At 42.6% G+C, this 19,258-nt stretch carries 10 protein-coding genes; 6 read left to right on the top strand and 4 right to left on the bottom strand.

Annotated features, from left to right (window positions below; all coding sequences use genetic code 11):
• Positions 1 to 8: 8 nt before the first annotated feature.
• Together BLQ87_RS03005 and BLQ87_RS03000 are read right to left on the bottom strand one after the other, a co-directional pair.
• Positions 9 to 614: a DNA-3-methyladenine glycosylase gene (locus BLQ87_RS03005; RefSeq protein WP_074604632.1), complete on the bottom strand. Its 606-nt coding sequence runs from the start codon at positions 612 to 614 to the stop codon at positions 9 to 11.
• Positions 607 to 1,083 carry a GAF domain-containing protein gene (locus tag BLQ87_RS03000; RefSeq protein WP_074604925.1) on the bottom strand — a complete coding sequence of 159 codons (477 nt, stop codon included), beginning with the start codon at positions 1,081 to 1,083 and terminating at the stop codon, positions 607 to 609. Before BLQ87_RS03000 ends, BLQ87_RS03005 begins: the two co-directional genes overlap by 8 nt.
• Positions 1,084 to 1,189: 106 nt before the next feature.
• On the opposite strand from BLQ87_RS03000, the gene BLQ87_RS02995 reads away from it, so the two are divergent.
• The 3 genes from BLQ87_RS02995 (at position 1,190) to BLQ87_RS02980 (ending at position 4,692) form a co-directional block, all read left to right on the top strand.
• Positions 1,190 to 3,358, top strand: coding sequence for a S46 family peptidase (locus tag BLQ87_RS02995; RefSeq protein WP_074604631.1), 2,169 nt, complete (start codon positions 1,190 to 1,192; stop codon positions 3,356 to 3,358).
• Between the two features lie 67 nt (positions 3,359 to 3,425).
• Entirely contained in the window at positions 3,426 to 3,677 is a 252-nt protein-coding gene (locus tag BLQ87_RS02990; protein WP_074604630.1) for a hypothetical protein, read from the top strand.
• Positions 3,678 to 4,092: 415 nt separating this feature from the next.
• The gene (locus tag BLQ87_RS02980) at positions 4,093 to 4,692 is read left to right on the top strand and encodes a hypothetical protein (protein ID WP_074604628.1); all 600 of its coding nucleotides are present in this window, start codon (positions 4,093 to 4,095) and stop codon (positions 4,690 to 4,692) included.
• Between the two features lie 74 nt (positions 4,693 to 4,766).
• On the opposite strand, the gene BLQ87_RS02975 is transcribed toward BLQ87_RS02980, so the two are convergent.
• Positions 4,767 to 4,991: a CDGSH iron-sulfur domain-containing protein gene (locus BLQ87_RS02975; protein WP_074604627.1), complete on the bottom strand. Its 225-nt coding sequence runs from the start codon at positions 4,989 to 4,991 to the stop codon at positions 4,767 to 4,769.
• 412 nt (positions 4,992 to 5,403) lie between these two features.
• Here BLQ87_RS02975 and BLQ87_RS02970 point away from each other — a divergent pair, with 412 nt between their 5' ends.
• From BLQ87_RS02970 to BLQ87_RS02960, 3 genes are all read left to right on the top strand, one after another.
• The gene (locus BLQ87_RS02970) at positions 5,404 to 5,565 is read left to right on the top strand and encodes a hypothetical protein (RefSeq protein WP_233602992.1); all 162 of its coding nucleotides are present in this window, start codon (positions 5,404 to 5,406) and stop codon (positions 5,563 to 5,565) included.
• Between the two features lie 553 nt (positions 5,566 to 6,118).
• Entirely contained in the window at positions 6,119 to 12,709 is a 6,591-nt protein-coding gene (locus BLQ87_RS02965) for a polyketide synthase (protein ID WP_245723786.1), read from the top strand.
• 5 nt (positions 12,710 to 12,714) lie between these two features.
• The gene (locus BLQ87_RS02960) at positions 12,715 to 17,937 is read left to right on the top strand and encodes a non-ribosomal peptide synthetase (RefSeq protein ID WP_074604625.1); all 5,223 of its coding nucleotides are present in this window, start codon (positions 12,715 to 12,717) and stop codon (positions 17,935 to 17,937) included.
• Positions 17,938 to 18,087: 150 nt separating this feature from the next.
• Here BLQ87_RS02960 and BLQ87_RS02955 read toward each other — a convergent pair whose 3' ends face one another.
• Positions 18,088 to 19,254, bottom strand: coding sequence for a glycosyltransferase family 2 protein (locus BLQ87_RS02955; RefSeq protein ID WP_074604624.1), 1,167 nt, complete (start codon positions 19,252 to 19,254; stop codon positions 18,088 to 18,090).
• Between the last annotated feature and the right edge of the window lie 4 nt (positions 19,255 to 19,258).

Raw genomic sequence — 19,258 nt, 5'->3', positions numbered from 1 at the left:
CGGGCTGATCAGCTTCTTGGTTTGCTCACATATTTATTGCCTTTGACATAATACCTCCAGGGCAATAATGCATGGTCTCCGGCATAATCAACCCCGATTCTTGGTCCTGCTATCACTTCATTACTGTTCCAGCCAGGCACCGCATCCTCAATCCAGATTTCCTCTCCGGTAAGGTCTTTAGCATTCAGCAGACGATCAATTCCCATCGCCTTCGCTAAAGCGCCAGGTCCCGCAGTAATATTGGGCTTCAGGACAGACATCCTTCTTCTTTCCATCATCAACTCCAAACCAGTCAGCGGCTCCAGTCCCCGGACCAACACGGCATGAGGTGTTTTTTCCGGTCCCGTAACGACATTGAACAAGTGATGAATTCCATAACAAAGGTATACATAAGACAATCCTCCGTTCTCATACATCACTTTGGTTCTGTCTGTAAAACGCCCTCCATAGGCATGGGATGCTTTATCTTCGACTCCTTTATAAGCTTCAGTTTCCACGATGATTCCGCCGGTAACCTCTCCGCCGATGCAGGTAAACAACCGCTTCCCAAGGAGCTGCAGGGCAAGCGCATTCACGTCCTCATTCTGATAAAAGGAAACAGGCAATTTAGGCATCCAGTAAACTAATTATTTCCTTTAAGTATTTCGCATCAACTTCATCAAAATGAGCAAGGTGCTCACTATCCACATCTAAAACACCGATCACTTCTCCATCCTTAAACAAAGGCAAAACGATCTCCGAACGGGATGCCGCAGCGCAGGCAATATGACCGGGAAACTCCTCCACATCGGGAACAATCAAAGTCTCTCCCTGTAACCAGGAAGCCCCACAAACGCCTTTTCCCTTTTGAATCCTGGTACAGGCAACAGGCCCCTGAAATGGCCCCAAAACCAACACCTCATTCTTCACCAGATAGAATCCCACCCAGAACCAGCCGAACTGCTCTTTGAGGGCCGCAGCGATATTTGCCAGGTTTGCAACCTGATCAGGCTCGCCCTGGATTAATGCCGCTATCTGAGGAATTAAGGAGCGGTACTGCGCTTCTTTACTGATATCTGTAACAATCTTTAAATCTTCTGCCATATCACATTTCATTAGTATTTAACACCCAAAGATACAAAAGCGCAATCCTAAATGTTGCCGAAATTTTATCTAAGTTTGGGGTTTCATAAATAAACACACCATCGAAATGAATAAGAAAACCTTATTATTTACTTCACTATTCGCACTCGGAATCCTCCAGTCGGGCTATAAGCCCTGGGATGAAGGAATGTTCCCTTTAAGCGAAATCCACAAACTGGATTTAAAGAAAGCAGGCTTAAAGATCGACCAAAATGAAATCTACAACCCCAATGGCACCAGCCTTGTAGACGCCCTTGTTAACGTAGGCGGATGCACAGGATCATTCATATCCAATGAAGGACTCATCATCACCAATCACCATTGCGCATTCAGCGCGGTACAGCTGGCCAGCACTCCCGAACACGATTACCTGACCAATGGATTTGTCGCTAAATCACATGAACAGGAGATTGAAGCAAAAGGATTAACCTGCCGTATTACCGATAGTTATGAAGATGTTTCTGACAGAATCCTGGGCGCAGTTGCTCAGATCGAAGATCCCGCTTCCAGGTTAAAACTCATCAACGATGCGATGAAGAATATCGCTGTAGAAGCAGAGAAAAAAGACCCAAGTATTAAAGCTGAAGTTTCAGAAATGTTCATTGGAAAGACCTATGTACTGTTCCGCTACAAAACCATCCAGGATGTCAGACTGGTTTACGTACCCAATCGCCAGATTGGCGAATACGGTGGCGAAACCGACAACTGGGTATGGCCACGTCATACCGGAGACTTTTCTTTCATGCGCGCCTATGTGGCAAAAGATGGCGCTCCTGCTAAATACTCAAAAGACAACGTTCCATATACACCTAAGAAATTCTTAAAAGTAAACCCAAGCGGCACCAATGAAGAAGATTTTGTATTTATCTTAGGTTATCCCGGAAAAACTTTCCGCCACCGTCCTGCTGAATTCATCCAGTATCAGCAGCAATACGTTTTGCCATACGTATCTGAACTATACGACTTCCAAAACAGCACCATGGAAAGTGCCGGCAAGAAAAACAAAACTACCGAAATCAAGCTGGCCACCAGAATCAAGAGAAATGCCAATGTATTGAAAAACTACAGAGGAAAACTTCAGGGACTAAAAGGCATCGACCTCATTTCACAGAAGAAAGAAGAAGACGCTTCATTGGCACAGTTCATCAACAACAACGTAGATGTAAAAGCAAAATACGGCAACCTAATGAGTGATATTGACAATTTATATAAACTCATTAACGGAGACGCACAGAGAGACTTATGGTTTGCTCAAATTTACAATTCCACCAGCTTACTGTCCGTATCAAGAAACATCAACAACTTCAAAACAGCATTAGATGCACAACCTGCTGCAGAGAAACAGAATTTCTTCGACCAGAACATCGGTGGCTTAAAGCAATCATTAAGCAACACTTATGAAGCCTATGAAATAGAGGTAGACAGAAAGATATTCAAAAGAATGTTGACAGATGCGGCAGCGTTTAACCCCACCCAAAAAGTAACTGCCGTAAATAAAGTCACGAGTAAAGGCGCAAACAGCAACGCGGTGATTGACCAGTTTACTGAAAACACACTCGGTTTAAGCAAACTAAAAGACGAATCATATGTCATGAACACGCTTTTAAAATCCCCTAAAGCCATTGCCGACTATAACGACGGTCTATTGTTGTTCGAAAAAGACCTCGCCCGCCAAATCGCGGAGATCAAACCGGAAAAAGACCGCAGGGAAGGTGTATTGAACAAGTTAATGGGCGATTATGTGAACGTAAAGGAGAAATTCAAGAAAAAGGACTTCATCCCGGATGCCAACAGCACGCTACGCCTTACTTATGGCTACGTAAGAGGATATTGGCCTGCAGATGCCTCTTATATGAGACCTTATACCACCATCAAAGGAATCCTGGAAAAAGGAACAACCGGAAACCCGGAATTCGACTATCCTGCCCAGATCAAGGCACTATGGCAAGCCAAAGATTTCGGCCCTTTTGCCAAGAAAGACCTGAATGACGTTCCGGTATCCTTCCTTTACAACATGGATACTACAGGAGGAAATTCTGGTTCTCCAATCATGAATGCCAAAGGTGAGCTCATCGGCGTCAACTTTGACCGCGCTTATGGAGCAACCATCAACGATTATGCATGGAATGAAAGCTATAGCAGATCAATAGGCGTTGACATTCGTTACGTACTATGGGTAGCCGCAAAAATCGACAAAGCAGATTTCCTGATCAGGGAAATGGGCGTTAAACTATAATAACAGATAAAACCGAAAAGCCGTCTTTCATCATTTGAAACGACGGCTTTTTATTAAAGAAAAAAACATGAGAGTAATAGCAGAACTACCACATCCGGAATGCAAGATCACCCTATTCAATATGAACCAGAAATACATTGTAAAGTTTGAACAGGGAACACTGGAACAGAGTTATAAATTATCTGAATTAGACCTGAGTGGAGGAGGGGCAAATGAGATATTTCAAATGCTGGACGAAGCGTTTATTGCCACCGTAGTAGAACGATTCAAGACCATGAGAACTGATTTTTCCGCAGCTTACAACAGACAGCAATACTAGTTGACAAAAACATATATAACTAACTGTAATACAGATCAAGTGACAACAGTACAAAATATTATTCTGAAATAAACAGCAAAAACAGGTCTGAAATTTAGCACCAACTACAGTTATAAATTAAGACAATCACCATAAACATACTGATAAACAAAAAATTAAACAAAGATACAAAACATTATATGGGCACCATTTTAGGCCAAATATTATAAAGGTTCTGTGATTTCAGGATAAAAAAAAGAGAAAAAAAGAAGCGGATCAAAACCAGGAATTTACAGGCAGAAAAACAAGTGGAAGAGAAAACAACTCCCCTCCTTCCCTGCAATAAATACCGCAAGATTACGTATAAATAAATCTGCTGGTTAATATGTACTTTTACATCGGCCTTTTCATCAGCCAGCAATAAGTTACAACAATCATGAGAACGAACTTACTATTCATAACGGCAGCACTCCTACTTGCTTTTACAGCATGCAACAAAGTTAGCGAGAGCATTCAACGTGACGTTATCACTAAAACGGACACCATTAAATTTACACTTCTTGCCAGTGACAATATTAGCAGTCCAAACACCAGTATCAAAGACCTGTCAGGCTTATTAAACCTGACAGAAGAAATAAAAAAAGCCGGGGGTTTTGAATTGAAAGACATTGTCAGCATCAAACTATCCAGCTTTATCATGACCCAGGATTCTACCAGACGCAGAACCCTTGATGGCAAGAGAGACAGTAATTATAGTTACATTGATACGGCAAGTAATTTTAGAAATTTCTCCAATGTAAAGGTGTTTCTCAAAAGCGGAAGTAAAATAGACAGTCTTGCCAAAGTGACCAACATTTCCGATGGCGCCATATTGGCCAGGTTAAACTTGTCTTCGATCATTGCTCCGGATTCATTAAAGGCTTTCGTAAACGCCGGCAACATGAAATACGACTTGAGCATTCAGCTGAGAACTAAGACAGACAAAACAATCACGGGAAAGATACTCACCAATTATACCCTTACCCTTCGCAAATAGAATAAAACAAAAAAGGAAAGCCCTGATGACAATTGTCATCAGGGCTTTCCTTTTTTATGCAAACAACGCAGGGGCTATACCTTTTTTGGAGGAAGCTCAAATGCAATCGCATCGTGCTCAAAATGGCCACGGTGTGCACCATCACAAAAAGGCTTATTTGCAGATAAACCACAGCGACAGATGGACAACACTGTTCTTCCCTGCAAGCCATATTCATTACCTTGTGCATCAACAATCTCAAAGTCGCCATCAATCTTTACAGAGCCGTTGCTATTTATTGTTAGTTTAGTTTTTGACATGTTTATTTTTTTGACAAAAATAGAGATTGAATCTTTAGACAAAAGCGCTCTTTGCAATTTAGATTCATTCACATTAGCACCTCAGAAAACATTTAAACCGATCCCCCTCCTACTTTTCGTTATTTAAAACTGCGCCGCAATTGATTATGAACTTAAAATTGCTTACATTTGCATGAAACGGGATATCATTACAACTATTCTCTTACTACTTACTTACTGATCAATCCATTTGATCAGGTTTCAATTTCTCCAGGTTGCTGATCCGTTGCCTCCCGAGAATTAAATTACATTCTAGCCAAATTGATCTATAATGGAATCAACGAAAGCAGGCTTATAGAATAGGTAAAACCAGAGGAGAGAGTTATTTTTTAACTAATACATTGAATTTATGGCTAAATCTCAGGCTACCTTCATGAAGAAGCAACTAGAAAAAAACAGGCAGAAGAAAAAAGAAGATAAAGAACAACGCAAGCAGGAACGCCAGCAGAATTCTACAGGCGGTGATCTGGAAAGCATGATGGCTTATGTGAATGAATTCGGAGAGATCGTATCCACTCCACCGGAAAAGAAATAGATCCAACAAGAGAAGCTGCTTTTTAAGCGGCTTTTTTTATACCCCCTACTGTGTAAATATTACCTCAATACCGGGCAGCCTGTCCATTTTTCTCTTCAGCCAAAGACCATCAGTATTCGGTAACAACAACTATTTTACAGAAAAAAAAGCACTCAGTTTTCCCTCCTTTACAGCCTGTAATTTTGAAAGAAAAGCTTCGTCAACGCACAAAAATCAACACAAAAGCTTAACAATAAGTATTTTACAAAACAAACCACCCTAGTCATTTCATTATTAGACAGTTTTTTTCTGTTCATGATCCCTTATATTTTAGTATTTTAGAAAAATCTATAATTAGATTATAATGAAACTACAAAAACAAGGAGAGCTATTTGAAATAAGTACACTAAAGCTTTCAACAGATGATGTTGAAAATTATAAATAACTAACATTTTTTTTAACTATATAAAATGATCAGGATCATCGTTTACATAAATTATTAACTTTGATATGCCAGACGTCCAATTTCTCTTCCATGTCGATAAATCAGTTCATTTTAAGCCCAAACAAAAATATGATGGTGCACCAACTTTTTGACCAGGCAGCTGCGCTATATCCTGACCTTAAAGCTGTTGTATTTGGCTCAACAGCCATCACCTATAAGGAGTTAAATGCAAAAGCAGAAGATTTAAAACGGGTATTATTAAGTATTGCGCCTGATCAGGGTATCATTGGAATCAGCGCCAGCCGCTCCATCGAAATGATTGTTTCATTGCTGGCCATTCTAAAAGCAGGCAAAGCTTACCTCCCGCTGGACCCCAGCTATCCGGAAAACAGACTTCACCAAATTATAACAGATTCGGGCGTTAAAACATGTATTTCACTAAATAATGAATCCGAATTCTTTTCCAATCTTGGACTGCATTCCGTTGCCCCTGAACAACCAGCGGTACAAACAGATCACCTCCCCTTTAACCAGGGACTGAATGGCTGTGTACTTTATACTTCCGGTTCTACAGGAAGACCCAAAGGTGTATGCCTGGGCCATAAAAGCTTAACTAACTTTCTAAACTGGCAAAAAGAAAACTCACTCAGCAACGAGGGAACCAGATCCTTACAGTTTTGCCATTTAAGTTTTGACGCCTCTTTTCAGGAAATCTTCGTACCCCTGACCACAGGAGGAACGCTGTATCTGATTGGAGATGATGACCGGCTGGATGGAGGACGGTTATTGAGCTTCCTGATTCAACATCAGATCAATAAGGCCTTTTTTCCCTATGTTACTTTACAATACCTCACTGAATCTGCAATTGCAGAAAACAAATACCCCCTGGCATTAAAAGAAGTCACCACAGGAGGTGAATTGCTAAAAATCACGCCCACTATAAGAACCTTTTTCGCTGCATTGGCCGATAGTGTTTTTTTGAATATTTATGGGCCAACTGAAGCGACAGTTTGCGTCACCACACTGAAATTATCCGGAGATCCTGAAAAATGGCCTGCAATTCCTACAATTGGTAGTCCGATGGCCGGTTCCTCTATATTTATGCTGAATGAGGACCTGCAACTACTGGAAAATGGAGAAGAAGGTGAATTGTGCATTTCAGGTGTTTCTCTGGCCAATGGATATTTAAACCAGCAGGAATTAACCAGCGAAAAATTTATGGACTGGGAACACCCTGCACTGGGGAAAGTAAAAGTTTACAGGACCGGCGATCTGGGGAAATACCTGGACAATGGAGAAATAGAATTTCACGGCCGAAAAGACGGTCAGATCAAAATACGGGGCAACCGGGTAGAACTCGGAGAAATTGAGGTGGCGCTGATGCAACACCAAAGTGTGGAACAAGCAGTCGTTATATTAAGAGAGGATCAACCGGGAAGAAAAAATTTGGTCGCTTATATCGTTGGAAACAAGGCTGCCTTTGACGCAAAAATTCTTCGCGATCAGGTAATGAACTCCCTGCCGGATTACATGATCCCCTCAAATTTCATTTGGCTGGAGCAGTTTCCAAAAACCGTTAGCGGGAAAATAGATAAAAAAGTATTGCCAAAACCGGACGCAAAGAGACCGGAGTTAAATGTGCTTTATAAAAAACCGGGCACAAAACCGGAAAAAGAGATTGCTCAACTGTTATCGGATATCTTCCAATATGACAAGATAGGAATAGATGATAATTTCTTTGAACTGGGTGGAAACTCTTTACTGGCTCAAAAGATCGTGTCAGAATTAAGATACCGGTTCGAATATCACCTGCCGATCACCAAATTATATCAGTTCCCTACTGTGGCTTCAATGGCGAAATTTCTGGACAAGAATACCTCCATGCAGATCAGGGAGTCAAAAAAAAGAAAAGCACAAGATCAATCTGCCGACATTGCAATAATTGGAATGGCAGGCAGGTTTCCGGGAGCAAATACGATAAATGGGTTATGGAACGTGCTTACAGAAGGCAGGGAAACCACGACCTTCTTTAATCAGGATGAACTGGATCCAACCATTGCAAAACACATCAGACAGGACCCATCCTATGTTCCTGCAAGAGGAATTATAAAAGATGCCGATCAGTTTGATCCGGTTTTCTTTGGAATCAATCCCAAATTAGCAGAACTCATGGATCCTCAGCAGAGGGTATTTCTTGAAATTGCACAGGAGGTATTGGAGCAAACCGGTCATTCGGCCTCAAAAACCAGCCAAAAAATAGGCGTTTTCGCGGGAAGCGGTAGCAATACCTATTATGAATACAATGTACTCTCCCACCCGGATCTTATTGAAAACCAAGGCAAATTGCAGGTGCTAACGGTTAATGAAAAGGATTATATCGCCTCGAGAACTGCTTATCATCTGGACTTAAAAGGACCTGCGGTAAGCGTTAATTCTGCTTGTTCAACCTCCTTATTGGCCATTGCACAGGCAGTAGGCAGCTTGCGTTCAGGACAATGTGATGCGGCATTAGCCGGCGCCGCCAGCATCACTTCCCCCATTAATAGCGGCCACCTCTATCAGGAAGGGAGTATGCTAAGTGCCGATGGTCATTGTCGTCCTTTCGACGACGCAGCTACCGGGACCGTATTTAGTGACGGCGCAGGCGTTGTCCTGTTAAAAAGGCTGGAAAACGCCGAAAAGGATGGCGATACGATTTATGGCCTGATCAAAGGCGTAGGTGTAAATAATGACGGATCCGGCAAGGGTAGTTTTACCGCTCCAAGTACTGAAGGTCAATCTGACGCTATTGCACAAGCCATAGAAGATGCAGGAATTGAGGCTGCAGAAATCAGTTATATTGAAACACACGGAACAGGCACGCCAATAGGCGACCCCATAGAATTTGAAGGACTGAGGGCTGCATTTGGGGCCCAATCTCAACACCAGTTCTGCGCAATCGGCTCTATAAAGAGTAATTTTGGGCATTTAACGCAGGCTGCCGGTGTCGCGGGGCTGATAAAAACCTGTCTGTCTTTATACTATAAAAAAATACCAGCCTCCATAGGCTATGTAACTCCTAACAGGAATATTGATTTCGCGAATAGTCCTTTTTATGTGAACCATACTTTGTCGGAATGGGATACCAAAAAAAGAATCGCCGGAGTCAGCTCATTTGGCGTTGGGGGAACCAATGTTCATGTCATTCTTGAGGGCTATGAAAATAAACCTTCCCATTCCTCAGCAGGCAGATCTGCTGAATTGATTACCTGGTCTGCCAATTCAGCGCATAGCAGGGATCAGTATGCTGAAGCCCTTTCTGCAGCGCTGAAAGAGCGCGGAGCACTGAACATTTCCGATATTGCTTATACTCTTCAAAAGTCCAGAACTGATTTCCGTTTCAGAAGATTTCAGGTCGCCGCTGAGATAACGCAACTGCAGCAGTCGCTTGCCGAACAACAGCCAAACGCAGTAGAAGCACACCAACTGCTGGAGCTTCCCGGAGAAGTCGTATTTACATTTCCGGGCCAGGGTGCGCAATATTTGAATATGGGCAGCGCACTTTACCAGCAGGAGCCGGTATATAAAGCGGCAGTAGACCAGTGCGCAGCCTTACTCGTTCCATATATTAACCTGGACATCAGGGAGATCATATTTCCATCTGAGCCATCAGAAGCGGCATCTGAAAAATTAAAAGACACGAGGTATACTCAGCCGGCCTTATTTGTGACAGAATATGCCATGGCAAAGCTCTGGATGCATTGGGGGATCTTTCCAACACTATTCTGCGGACACAGCATCGGGGAATATGTTGCAGCACATCTTTCCGGCGTATTTTCACTGGAAGATGGATTGAAACTAATCGCCATCAGAGGTGCAATGGTGAGTGAACTTCCTTCCGGAAGTATGCTCTCAGTCAGACATGAGGTCGCATCCATTTCCGCCATGTTAACCGGCGATCTGGCCATTGCAGCTGTGAATAGTCCGAAACTCTGTGTGGTTGCAGGTGCTGATCATCAGATTATGGACTTTGCCAGATTACTCGACTCCAGAGAAATTGCAAATAAGTTATTGTTTACCAGCCATGCCTTTCATTCCTCTATGATGGATCCTATTGTAGCAGATTTCAAAAAGGTAGTTGCGGGGGTAACCCTTAACGCTCCTGAAATTACAATTGTATCTACAGTTACAGGAAATATCTTAACGGCAGAGGAGGCTACAGATCCAGACTATTGGGCTGGACACCTCAGAAAAACAGTACAATTTAGCAATGCAATTGAGACCATTCTTGATGGTGAATTGCCATTATTCCTGGAGGTCGGTCCGGGAACAGTTACCGCAACCCTGATTAAACAGATTGCAGGTTTTAAAGCGAAACAAGTTAAGGCCATATCCAGTCTAAGCAATAAAGAGGAGGAAACTTCCTCCATATTAAATGCACTGGGCCAGTTATGGCTCCATGGCTTAACTCCGGAATGGAGTAATTATTTCGAAGGACAGGAAAGAACATTCATTAACCTTCCTACTTACCAATTTGACAGAAAAAAATACTGGGTTGATGCCCTGGCAATAAATCAACCTGTTGTTAATGAAAAAACAGAAAATCCGCCAGTAAATGAGCAAGAACTAATTAATACGCTAACTATGAGAAAAGACACCCTAGCCGCACAGATCAAACAAGTATTAGAAGACGCCTCTGGAATTGAGATGAACGGCATTCCATCAGATAGAAATTTTCTGGAAATCGGACTGGATTCCCTATTGCTTACCCAGGTGGCAATTTCCTTAAAGAGAGCGTTCAATTTGCCCATTACCTTTAGAAAATTAAATGAAGAATACCCAAGCATAGATGCTTTGGTAAATTATATAGATCAAAATACAGCTCCTGACCTTCCTGTTGCCACTCCTCCTGCCCCGGCAGCAGCAAGTACGCCAAATTTCCAGTCGGCCCCTTCGCTACAGACCAACCATATCGCTTTAAACCATTCCATCCCGGGCAATGACAGTGCATTAGGATTGATTGCCCAACAGTTGGAAATTCTGTCCAAGCAGGTAATGCTGATGCAGGGAAATCAACCATTGGTGCTCACAAATACCACTCCGGCTATTATGGCCCAGGCAGCTCCGGCGGTTATCCGTCCGGAACAAACCGAAAATCAGGAACTGAGTCTTCAGGAAAAAGCAGAGATTCAAAAACCATTTGGAGCAACCCCTAAAATAGAGCGTCATTCCTCAGACCTGAATCCAAAACAATTGAATTTCCTTCAGGAACTGACCCGCAGCTATACCACTAAAACATCCAAAAGCAAAGCATATGCAGCAGAAAGCAGAACTTTTATGGCCGACCCCCGCGTTGTTTCAGGCTTTAGACCACAAACAAAGGAACTGATTTACCCGGTGGTGATCAATAAATCAAGCGGCAGCAAAATGTGGGATCTTGATGGAAATGAATACATAGATGTTTTAAACGGTTTCGGATCCAACCTTTTGGGTTATCAACCGGAGGTGATTAAGAAAGCGATGCATGATCAGATAGAAAACGGTTATGAGGTTGGCCCGCAACATGAGCTGGCTGCAGAAGTCAGCAAGCTGGTTTGTGAATTTACCGGCTTTGACAGGTCCGCACTATGCAGTACAGGTTCCGAAGCGGTTCTTGGCTGTATCCGAATTGCACGAACGGTTACCGGACGCTCTTTAATTGTTGCATTTACAGGTTCTTATCACGGCATTATCGATGAAGTACTGGTTCGTGGAACAAAAAAATTAAAATCCTTCCCGGCAGCGGCAGGAATTATGCCCGAGGCTGTACAAAACATTCTGGTACTAGATTACGGAACAGAGGAAGCATTGGCAATTATTAAAGAGCGCGCAGATGAAATTGCAGCGGTACTTATCGAGCCGATACAAAGCCGGAGACCGGAATTTGTACCCATAGAATTTATAAAAAAAGTGAGAGAGATTACCGCTGCCTCAGGCACTGCATTGATTTTCGATGAGGTGATCACCGGCTTCAGGATGCATCCGGGTGGTGCACAGGCTTTGTTTGACATTCGTGTTGACCTGGCTTCTTACGGAAAAGTGGTAGGCGCAGGAATTCCAATCGGTGTCATTGCAGGAAAAAAAGAATTTATGGATGCCCTTGATGGCGGAACATGGGAATATGGAGATCAATCTTATCCTGAAGTTGGGGTAACTTATTTCGCCGGCACATTTGTGCGTCATCCCCTGGCTTTGGCTTCGGCAAAGGCATCCCTGCTTTACATGAAAGAGAAGGGACCGGTCTTACAGCAGCAACTCAATGAAAAAGGAAACTATATTGCAGCCAGTCTGAACCGAGAAATTGAACAAAGAAAACTTCCGTTTTTTGTCGCAAATTATGGCTCACTCTGGAAAGTAAAATTTAATGAAGAGATTCCATATAGCGAATTAATGTTTACCTTAATGAGAGAAAAGGGTATCCATATATTAGACGGCTTCCCCTGCTTTATCACGGAAGCGACTTCTGATGCGGACATCGCACAGGTTATAAAATGCTTTACGGAAAGCATGGACGTTATGATCGAAGCTGATTTTTTCCCTGCTGTCGCCCAAAAAAGTGAGCCTCTTAATACCATTGTCATCGACGGTAATCAACCTCCGGTTGCAGGAGCAAAACTGGGAAAGGACGAAAATGGTAACCCTGCCTGGTTTATAAAAGATCCGAATCAGGATGGAAAATATCTTCAGGTTGAAATTAACTAATCATTATGCTTGATCAGAAATCAGACCTTAGTTTTAACGAAATTACCTTCAATCCATTTGAAGACGAAAAAGATATTGACAAAATTGTAGCCATTAACGAATCACAACGTGAAATCTGGCTATCCTGTATCATAGGTGGTGATGAAGCCAGCCTTGCCTACAATGAATCTGTTTCACTGGATTTCAAGGGCGATTTTCAATTCGATTACTTCAAAAAATCTTTTGAAATAATTGTAAAACACCATGAAGCCTTAAGATCTTCAGTTAGCGCAAACGGAGAAAATTTTATCATTTATAAAGACTTTCCTTTCGATTTTGAAATGGAAGACCTGAGCAGCTACGATGCGGGGGAACAGGACAGCCTTCTTAAAACGTTTGTAACGGCTCAGATGAACCTTACGTTCGACTTGCAAAATGGGCCACTATTCCGGGTCCATCTTCATAAACTGTCGGAGGACCGGCATTATTTCACACTGGTGATCCATCACCTTATTGGAGATGGCTGGTCTATAGGCATCATGTTAGAAAACCTGAGCAAGCTTTACAATGCTCAGGTAAAAGGATTGCCTGCAATTCTAGAAGAGGGGCCTCAGATCAGCAGTTATGCACTGGAACAACATCATTTTCTTCAAAGTGATGATTTTAAGAAAGTAGAGCACTACTGGCTGGAACTTTATAAGGGTACCATTCCTGTATTAGACCTGCCAACGGATTATGTCAGGCCATCAACCCGTTCCTATAAAGCCGACCGGATCGATCATCCGCTTCCGGTTTCACTTGTCCATCAATTGAAGGCAATGGGCGCTAAAGCCGGTTGCAGTCTTGTTAATACCATTCTGAGTGCCTTTGAGATTTTCTTATATCAGCAAACGAAACAAAGAGATATTGTTGTCGGGCTGCCTACAGCCGGGCAATCGGCAACAGAAAACTTTGAATTGGTTGGACATTGTGTAAACCTGTTGCCTTTAAGAAGCAGCATTGCACCTGAACTTTCCTTCCCCGAATACCTTAGACTTAGAAAATCTGCTTTTTTCGATGCTTACGAACACCAGCAACTTAGTTTTGGTCAGCTGGTAAAAAAACTGAACGTAAAAAGGGACCCGTCCCGCATTCCATTAGTACCTGTTGTATTTAACATGGATATGGGTATGGATAGTGCTGTCTTTTTTGACACCCTGCAACACCGTTTGGTGTCAAATCCAAGGGCCTATGAGACTTTTGAGATCTTTTTGAATTTAACGGGATCGAAAGATAGTTTCGTATTGGAATGGACTTACAATACACAGCTGTTCAAGCCCGCAACGTTACTGCGGATGACGAATGACTTTGAAGCTTTGCTGGAAAAACTGGCAAATCAGCCTGACCTTCAGCTAGGGGAATTCGCTCAAACAAATAAAAAAGAACTTTCCCGCGAAATAAGCCCTGTTGAACTTCCTTTTAAAAGCACCATTGAGCTGATTAATGAAGCTGCTGCTCTTTACCCGGACAAGATCGCTGTTTCTTTCAGGAAACAGCAGATGAGCTATGGAGAACTCATGAAGAAATCCAATCAGCTGGCTTTCTATTTCGTTGAAAAGGGAGTTCGGGCTGGTGATATCATCGGCTTATCGACAGAGCGGTCTATGGAAATGCTGATCGCACTGCTTGCCATCTTAAAGACCGGAGCGATTTATATTCCCTTAGATCCCGAGTATCCTCATGAACGGATAGAATTTATGCTGGAGGATGCTGCTGCCAAAATATTACTGACTTCTCAACAAAACAAAGGCAGATTCAAAACAAATGCCTTGGAAATTGTAATTGAAGAAATCTGGCAAGACCTTGGCAACTACCCGGATCATCATCCGGAAATAAAGCCAGGTCCGCCTGATCTGGCTTATATCTTGTATACCTCAGGCTCAACAGGAAAACCAAAGGGGGTGAAAATCACCCATAGAAACCTTTCTAATTTCTTATTGAGCATGCAGGTTTCGCCGGGCATCACTGCTGAAGACCGTTTATTAGCCATCACCACTATTTCTTTTGACATTGCAGGTCTGGAGCTTTACCTTCCCCTCATCTCGGGTGCTGAACTCATCATTGCAGATGCTGAGGAAACCAAAGACGGCAGATTGCTCCTGAGTATAATTGAAGAAAGAGCGATCAGTATGATGCAGGCCACTCCTTCTACCTGGCAAATGATGATCGACTCTGAATGGAAAAAACCATATCAGCTAAAAGTGCTTTGCGGCGGAGAAGCCTTAAAGAAAGAACTCGCAGATCAGCTGCTGAAACGCTGTACCGAGCTTTGGAACATGTATGGTCCTACGGAAACGACAATTTGGTCAACGATCAAAAAAGTGAATCCTGCAGACCAGCAAATCACCATCGGCCTTCCTATCCATCAGACTCAGATCTATATCATGGATGAATTAGGCAGAATTCTGCCTGCCGGTATCCCCGGAGAGATATGCATCGGAGGAGATGGTGTCGCAGATGGTTACCTAAACAGGCCTGAGCTCAGCAATGAGAAATTTATAGCCGGGGAAAATTCAGGTCAAATGATCTATAAAACCGGCGACCTTGGCAAACTGCTGGAAAATGGTGAGTACCTATGCCTGGGAAGGATTGATCAACAGGTGAAAATCCGCGGACATCGAATTGAATTAGGAGAAATTGAAACCATTATCGGCGAGCAGGAAGGAATCAAACAAGCTGTGGTGCTGGCAAGAGAAGATACGCCTTCCGACAAGCGTTTGATCGCCTATTTACTGCTTGATGACAAAATGGATCAGGATAACCTCTGGTGGAAAGATCGCTGGGATGCACTCTATGATATAGGGGCTGCTTCCAAACAAGACCTGGCCCTTTCAGAACAGAATCTGGACGACAGTTTACTGGAACATTATGAAAACAGTGCAGACTTAGCTTTACAGGCAGCTGAATGGCTTCAGGCCTCTGCGGAGAGAATCAAATCGCTCGGTTCAAAGAAAATCTTTGAAATTGGAAGTGGTGCGGGACAACTCCTTTTTGAACTTGCTCCCGAAGCAGAATATTATATGGCTACCGACTATGCACAGACGGCCATCCATAACCTGAATGAGAAATTAGAAGCTGCGCCGGATCAATGGAGCCATGTAAAAGCAAGAACCGCCGCTGCTGATGATTTTTCGACTATTGTAGACGCTTCATTTGACCTTGTGCTGATTCATAGCGTTGCGCAATATTTTGCCAGCGCAGATTACCTCATAAAGGTGATTAAGGAATCTGTCAAATCGCTGAAAACAGGTGGTTGTATTTTTATTGGAGACATGCAGGGCAAAAATTCTCTGGAAATGTGCCATGCAATGGACCACCTTCCTCATGCTGCCGATGGGAATACGCTCGCTTCTTTCCGGGAAACAGTCCTCAATAGGGTGCGCATAGAAGATGAACTGGTTGCAGATCCGGGATTTTTCTATAGCCTTCCGCGAATAATACCTGAAATTACCGGAGTAGATGTACAACTCAGGAAAGGTCAGTCTTTAAATGAGACGACAAAATATCATTACGACATCTGGCTGTATGTAGCTGTACCTTGCCAAAAAACAGCCGCTGATATTCAGGTCAGCTGGAAAAATGAGAACTCTTTAACTGAAATTGAGCAATTATTAGCTGGTAACCCCACACTTGTCATTGAATTAAAAAACGTTTTAAACGATCGAACGGCCAAAGATCACAGGTTGTTACAATTGATGCTGACTGCTGATCCCAACAGTTCCTTAGAGGCGATTAAAAATGAAGTGGCTCAGGTCAAAGACGGGCATGCTCCGGATCTGTTCTGGACGCTAGGGGAACGTTTCCATTTCAATGCACATGTAAGGTGGACTACCGATGGTACAGATGGCTTATTTGATGTTGTATTTATCCCTGCTTCCCGAAAAGCAGCAGTACCGGATTTTTCTGCTGCTGAACCTTTGAAATCGAATTTATACGATTATGCCAGAATGCCTTTCTCCAGGAATGAAATCGTCGTTTCTAAAGAATTGATAGAAAAATGGAAAGAAAACCTCTATGAAGCACTTCCGGCGTATATGGTTCCTGAAGAATTTATCGCGCTGAAGAGCTTTCCATTAACGCCAAATGCGAAGATAGATAGAAATGCATTTCCCAAACCGAATTCCAAAAAAACAGATAACCAGAGCAATCATCAGAAACGCTTACCGGTTACGAAAAATGAACTGCTTGTTGCTGATATCTGGTCAGCTGCACTGGGATTGGAAAACCTGAACATTACAGACGATTTCTTTGAGCTCGGCGGGCACTCCCTTCTGGCAGTAAAGGTAATGGTAGCCATAGAAAAAGAAACCGGAAAGAGACTTCCATTATCAACTCTTTTTAACAATTCCACGATTGAAAAGCTGGCCGGACAACTCTCTGCAGATGAAACTGAAGAAGTTTGGGATTCGCTGGTTCCGATCAAAACCACCGGCAAAAAAGATCCTATTTTCTTAATCCATGGTGGTGGTATGAATATTCTGTTATTCAAATCAATCAGCACCTATTTTGATGAGGAACAGCCGGTTTATGGACTCCAGGCAATGGGACTTAACAAAGAAACGAGCATTCCGCCAACCCTGGAAGAAATCTCCAAAAGGTACATTGACGAAATCCTGAAGGTCCACCCTAAAGGCCCGTATGCCCTTGCAGGTTATTCTCTGGGCGGTCTGATTGCATTTGAGATCGCAAAACAATTAAAGGCGATGGGAAAAGAGATCAAATTACTGGGTGTAATGGATACTTATGCGGGCTCGCATGGAATCCCTACCGGAGCACTGCAGAAACTCTTCAAAAAGATCATCCGCCAGTTCTATAAGGTGCCATTTTTTGCCAGGTCCTTTTTTACCAATCCTAAGGAAGCGATGGCTTATCAGCTCAATATTGTAAAGTATAAATGGAATAAACTTTTTGCTTCTGATCTTGGAATGGAAAGAGAAGTTTTTACTGCTTATGAAAAAGGGATCTACAGCGCTTATAGCAAGGCAAATGCAAAATACGTACTTGCCCCTTCTGATGTGATGGTTACCCTCTTTAGAGTTGATAAAAGGTTGTATTATCTGGACGACAGGGTTTCTCTGGGCTGGGACAAGTTTGCCCTTGATGGTGTGGAGATCCATGAAGTCCCTGGTGATCATAAAACATTTTTATTGCCACCCAACGACAAAGAATTTGCTCAGATTTTACAGCGTGCACTTGATCATAAAAAATAATTTAAATTGCTTTTATGATTGCTAAAGCCGCTGTTAGTGAGCTTATTTTTTCCTTTGGAATGGCAGGATTTCAGGTTGTATTGAGGTCCTATCCGATCAGAATAAATCGCTCCCCTTTGCAGTAAATGCAGATAGGGAGCGATTTATAGCTTATTTTCTTTTTGATTTTTCCCAGGCCGCGCTCTGGTTTTTTTTGCTGAAGCGAATAATTCCTGCCATTACCGCGTAATTCATCACACAGAAATAATAAGGTATAAAAAAAGCTTTGATACGGATGTGCCTGCTTTCGAAAAATAAGCCAAGAAGGCTCAAAAAGTAAAAAGCCAATTGTCCTATAAACATCAACTTGTAGATCAATTGTGGACTATTAAAAGCGATCCAGCCATTCAATACGAATACCAGAATGAGCAGAAAAGGAGTTATAGTCCATCTTAATACCCTATGACTAATGTACTGAAAGGTCAGTACTGGATAATTAAATGGATTTGCTGCCCTTTTTAGCCTGAAAATTGACTGTATCCCTCCTGCTGCGATTCGTATCTTTCGTTTAAGTTCCTCAGCAGTATTTGCAGAAGCGGTTTCCATGGCATAGGCACCGGCCTCATAAGCAATAATAAAACCTTTTTCTGCAATTCTCATTGCAATCATGTGGTCGTCGATAATGGTGTCACTTTCCACAGGTTCATAAAGTGAGGTTCTGATGCTGAACAATTCGCCTGCAGCACCAACATTAGAATACAATTCATAATCCCACTTTTTAAGTGCAGACTCGTATTTCCAGTAAAAACCCTCTCCGGCAGAACTCGCATCAGCACTCTCCTGAACCAATATTCTCTTTTCTCCGGCTACCGCTCCGACCTTTTCATTCTGGTAATGCTTCACCAATTCTTTTAATGCGCTTTGATTTAAAAAGGTGTTTGCATCCGTGAATACAATAATTTCTGTCTTGATCAATGGCATCGCACGTTTGATAGCAGCCATCTTTCCTGCCCTCACATCCTCATGTAAAAGTAGAATATCCTGATATTTTGAGGCTCTTTCCACGGTACGGTCACTGGAACCATCAGTAATAAGAATCACCTGAAGTTTTTCCCGGGGATAATCCAGTTCCAGGCTATTTTTGATTTTTTCTTCTATCAGCTCTTCTTCGTTATAGGCAGCTACCAACACCGTCACACTGGGCAACAAATGGTTTTGATCAAAGGAGGACGGTTTTTTAAATAACCGCTTTATCCGCACCAGTATATAAAGTAGTAATCCGTAACCAACAAAAGTATAGGCGATCAGAAAAAGGCTGATCCAAAAAATTATAATCATTAAT

It is taken from the genome of Pedobacter steynii (assembly GCF_900103665.1).
GTDB lineage: Bacteria > Bacteroidota > Bacteroidia > Sphingobacteriales > Sphingobacteriaceae > Pedobacter > Pedobacter steynii.
Note: the sequence above shows the minus strand (reverse complement) of the source record. Positions and strands in the feature narration are given on the sequence as shown.

Excerpts from the sequence above, each read along its gene's own strand:
- BLQ87_RS03005 (WP_074604632.1), bottom strand. The coding sequence starts at position 614 with ATGCCTAAATTGCCTGTTTCCTTTTATCAGAATGAGGACGTGAATGCG.
- BLQ87_RS03000 (WP_074604925.1), bottom strand. The coding sequence starts at position 1,083 with ATGGCAGAAGATTTAAAGATTGTTACAGATATCAGTAAAGAAGCGCAG.
- BLQ87_RS02995 (WP_074604631.1), top strand. The coding sequence starts at position 1,190 with ATGAATAAGAAAACCTTATTATTTACTTCACTATTCGCACTCGGAATC.
- BLQ87_RS02990 (WP_074604630.1), top strand. The coding sequence starts at position 3,426 with ATGAGAGTAATAGCAGAACTACCACATCCGGAATGCAAGATCACCCTA.
- BLQ87_RS02980 (WP_074604628.1), top strand. The coding sequence starts at position 4,093 with ATGAGAACGAACTTACTATTCATAACGGCAGCACTCCTACTTGCTTTT.
- BLQ87_RS02975 (WP_074604627.1), bottom strand. The coding sequence starts at position 4,991 with ATGTCAAAAACTAAACTAACAATAAATAGCAACGGCTCTGTAAAGATT.
- BLQ87_RS02970 (WP_233602992.1), top strand. The coding sequence starts at position 5,404 with ATGAAGAAGCAACTAGAAAAAAACAGGCAGAAGAAAAAAGAAGATAAA.
- BLQ87_RS02965 (WP_245723786.1), top strand. The coding sequence starts at position 6,119 with ATGATGGTGCACCAACTTTTTGACCAGGCAGCTGCGCTATATCCTGAC.
- BLQ87_RS02960 (WP_074604625.1), top strand. The coding sequence starts at position 12,715 with ATGCTTGATCAGAAATCAGACCTTAGTTTTAACGAAATTACCTTCAAT.
- BLQ87_RS02955 (WP_074604624.1), bottom strand. The coding sequence starts at position 19,254 with ATGATTATAATTTTTTGGATCAGCCTTTTTCTGATCGCCTATACTTTT.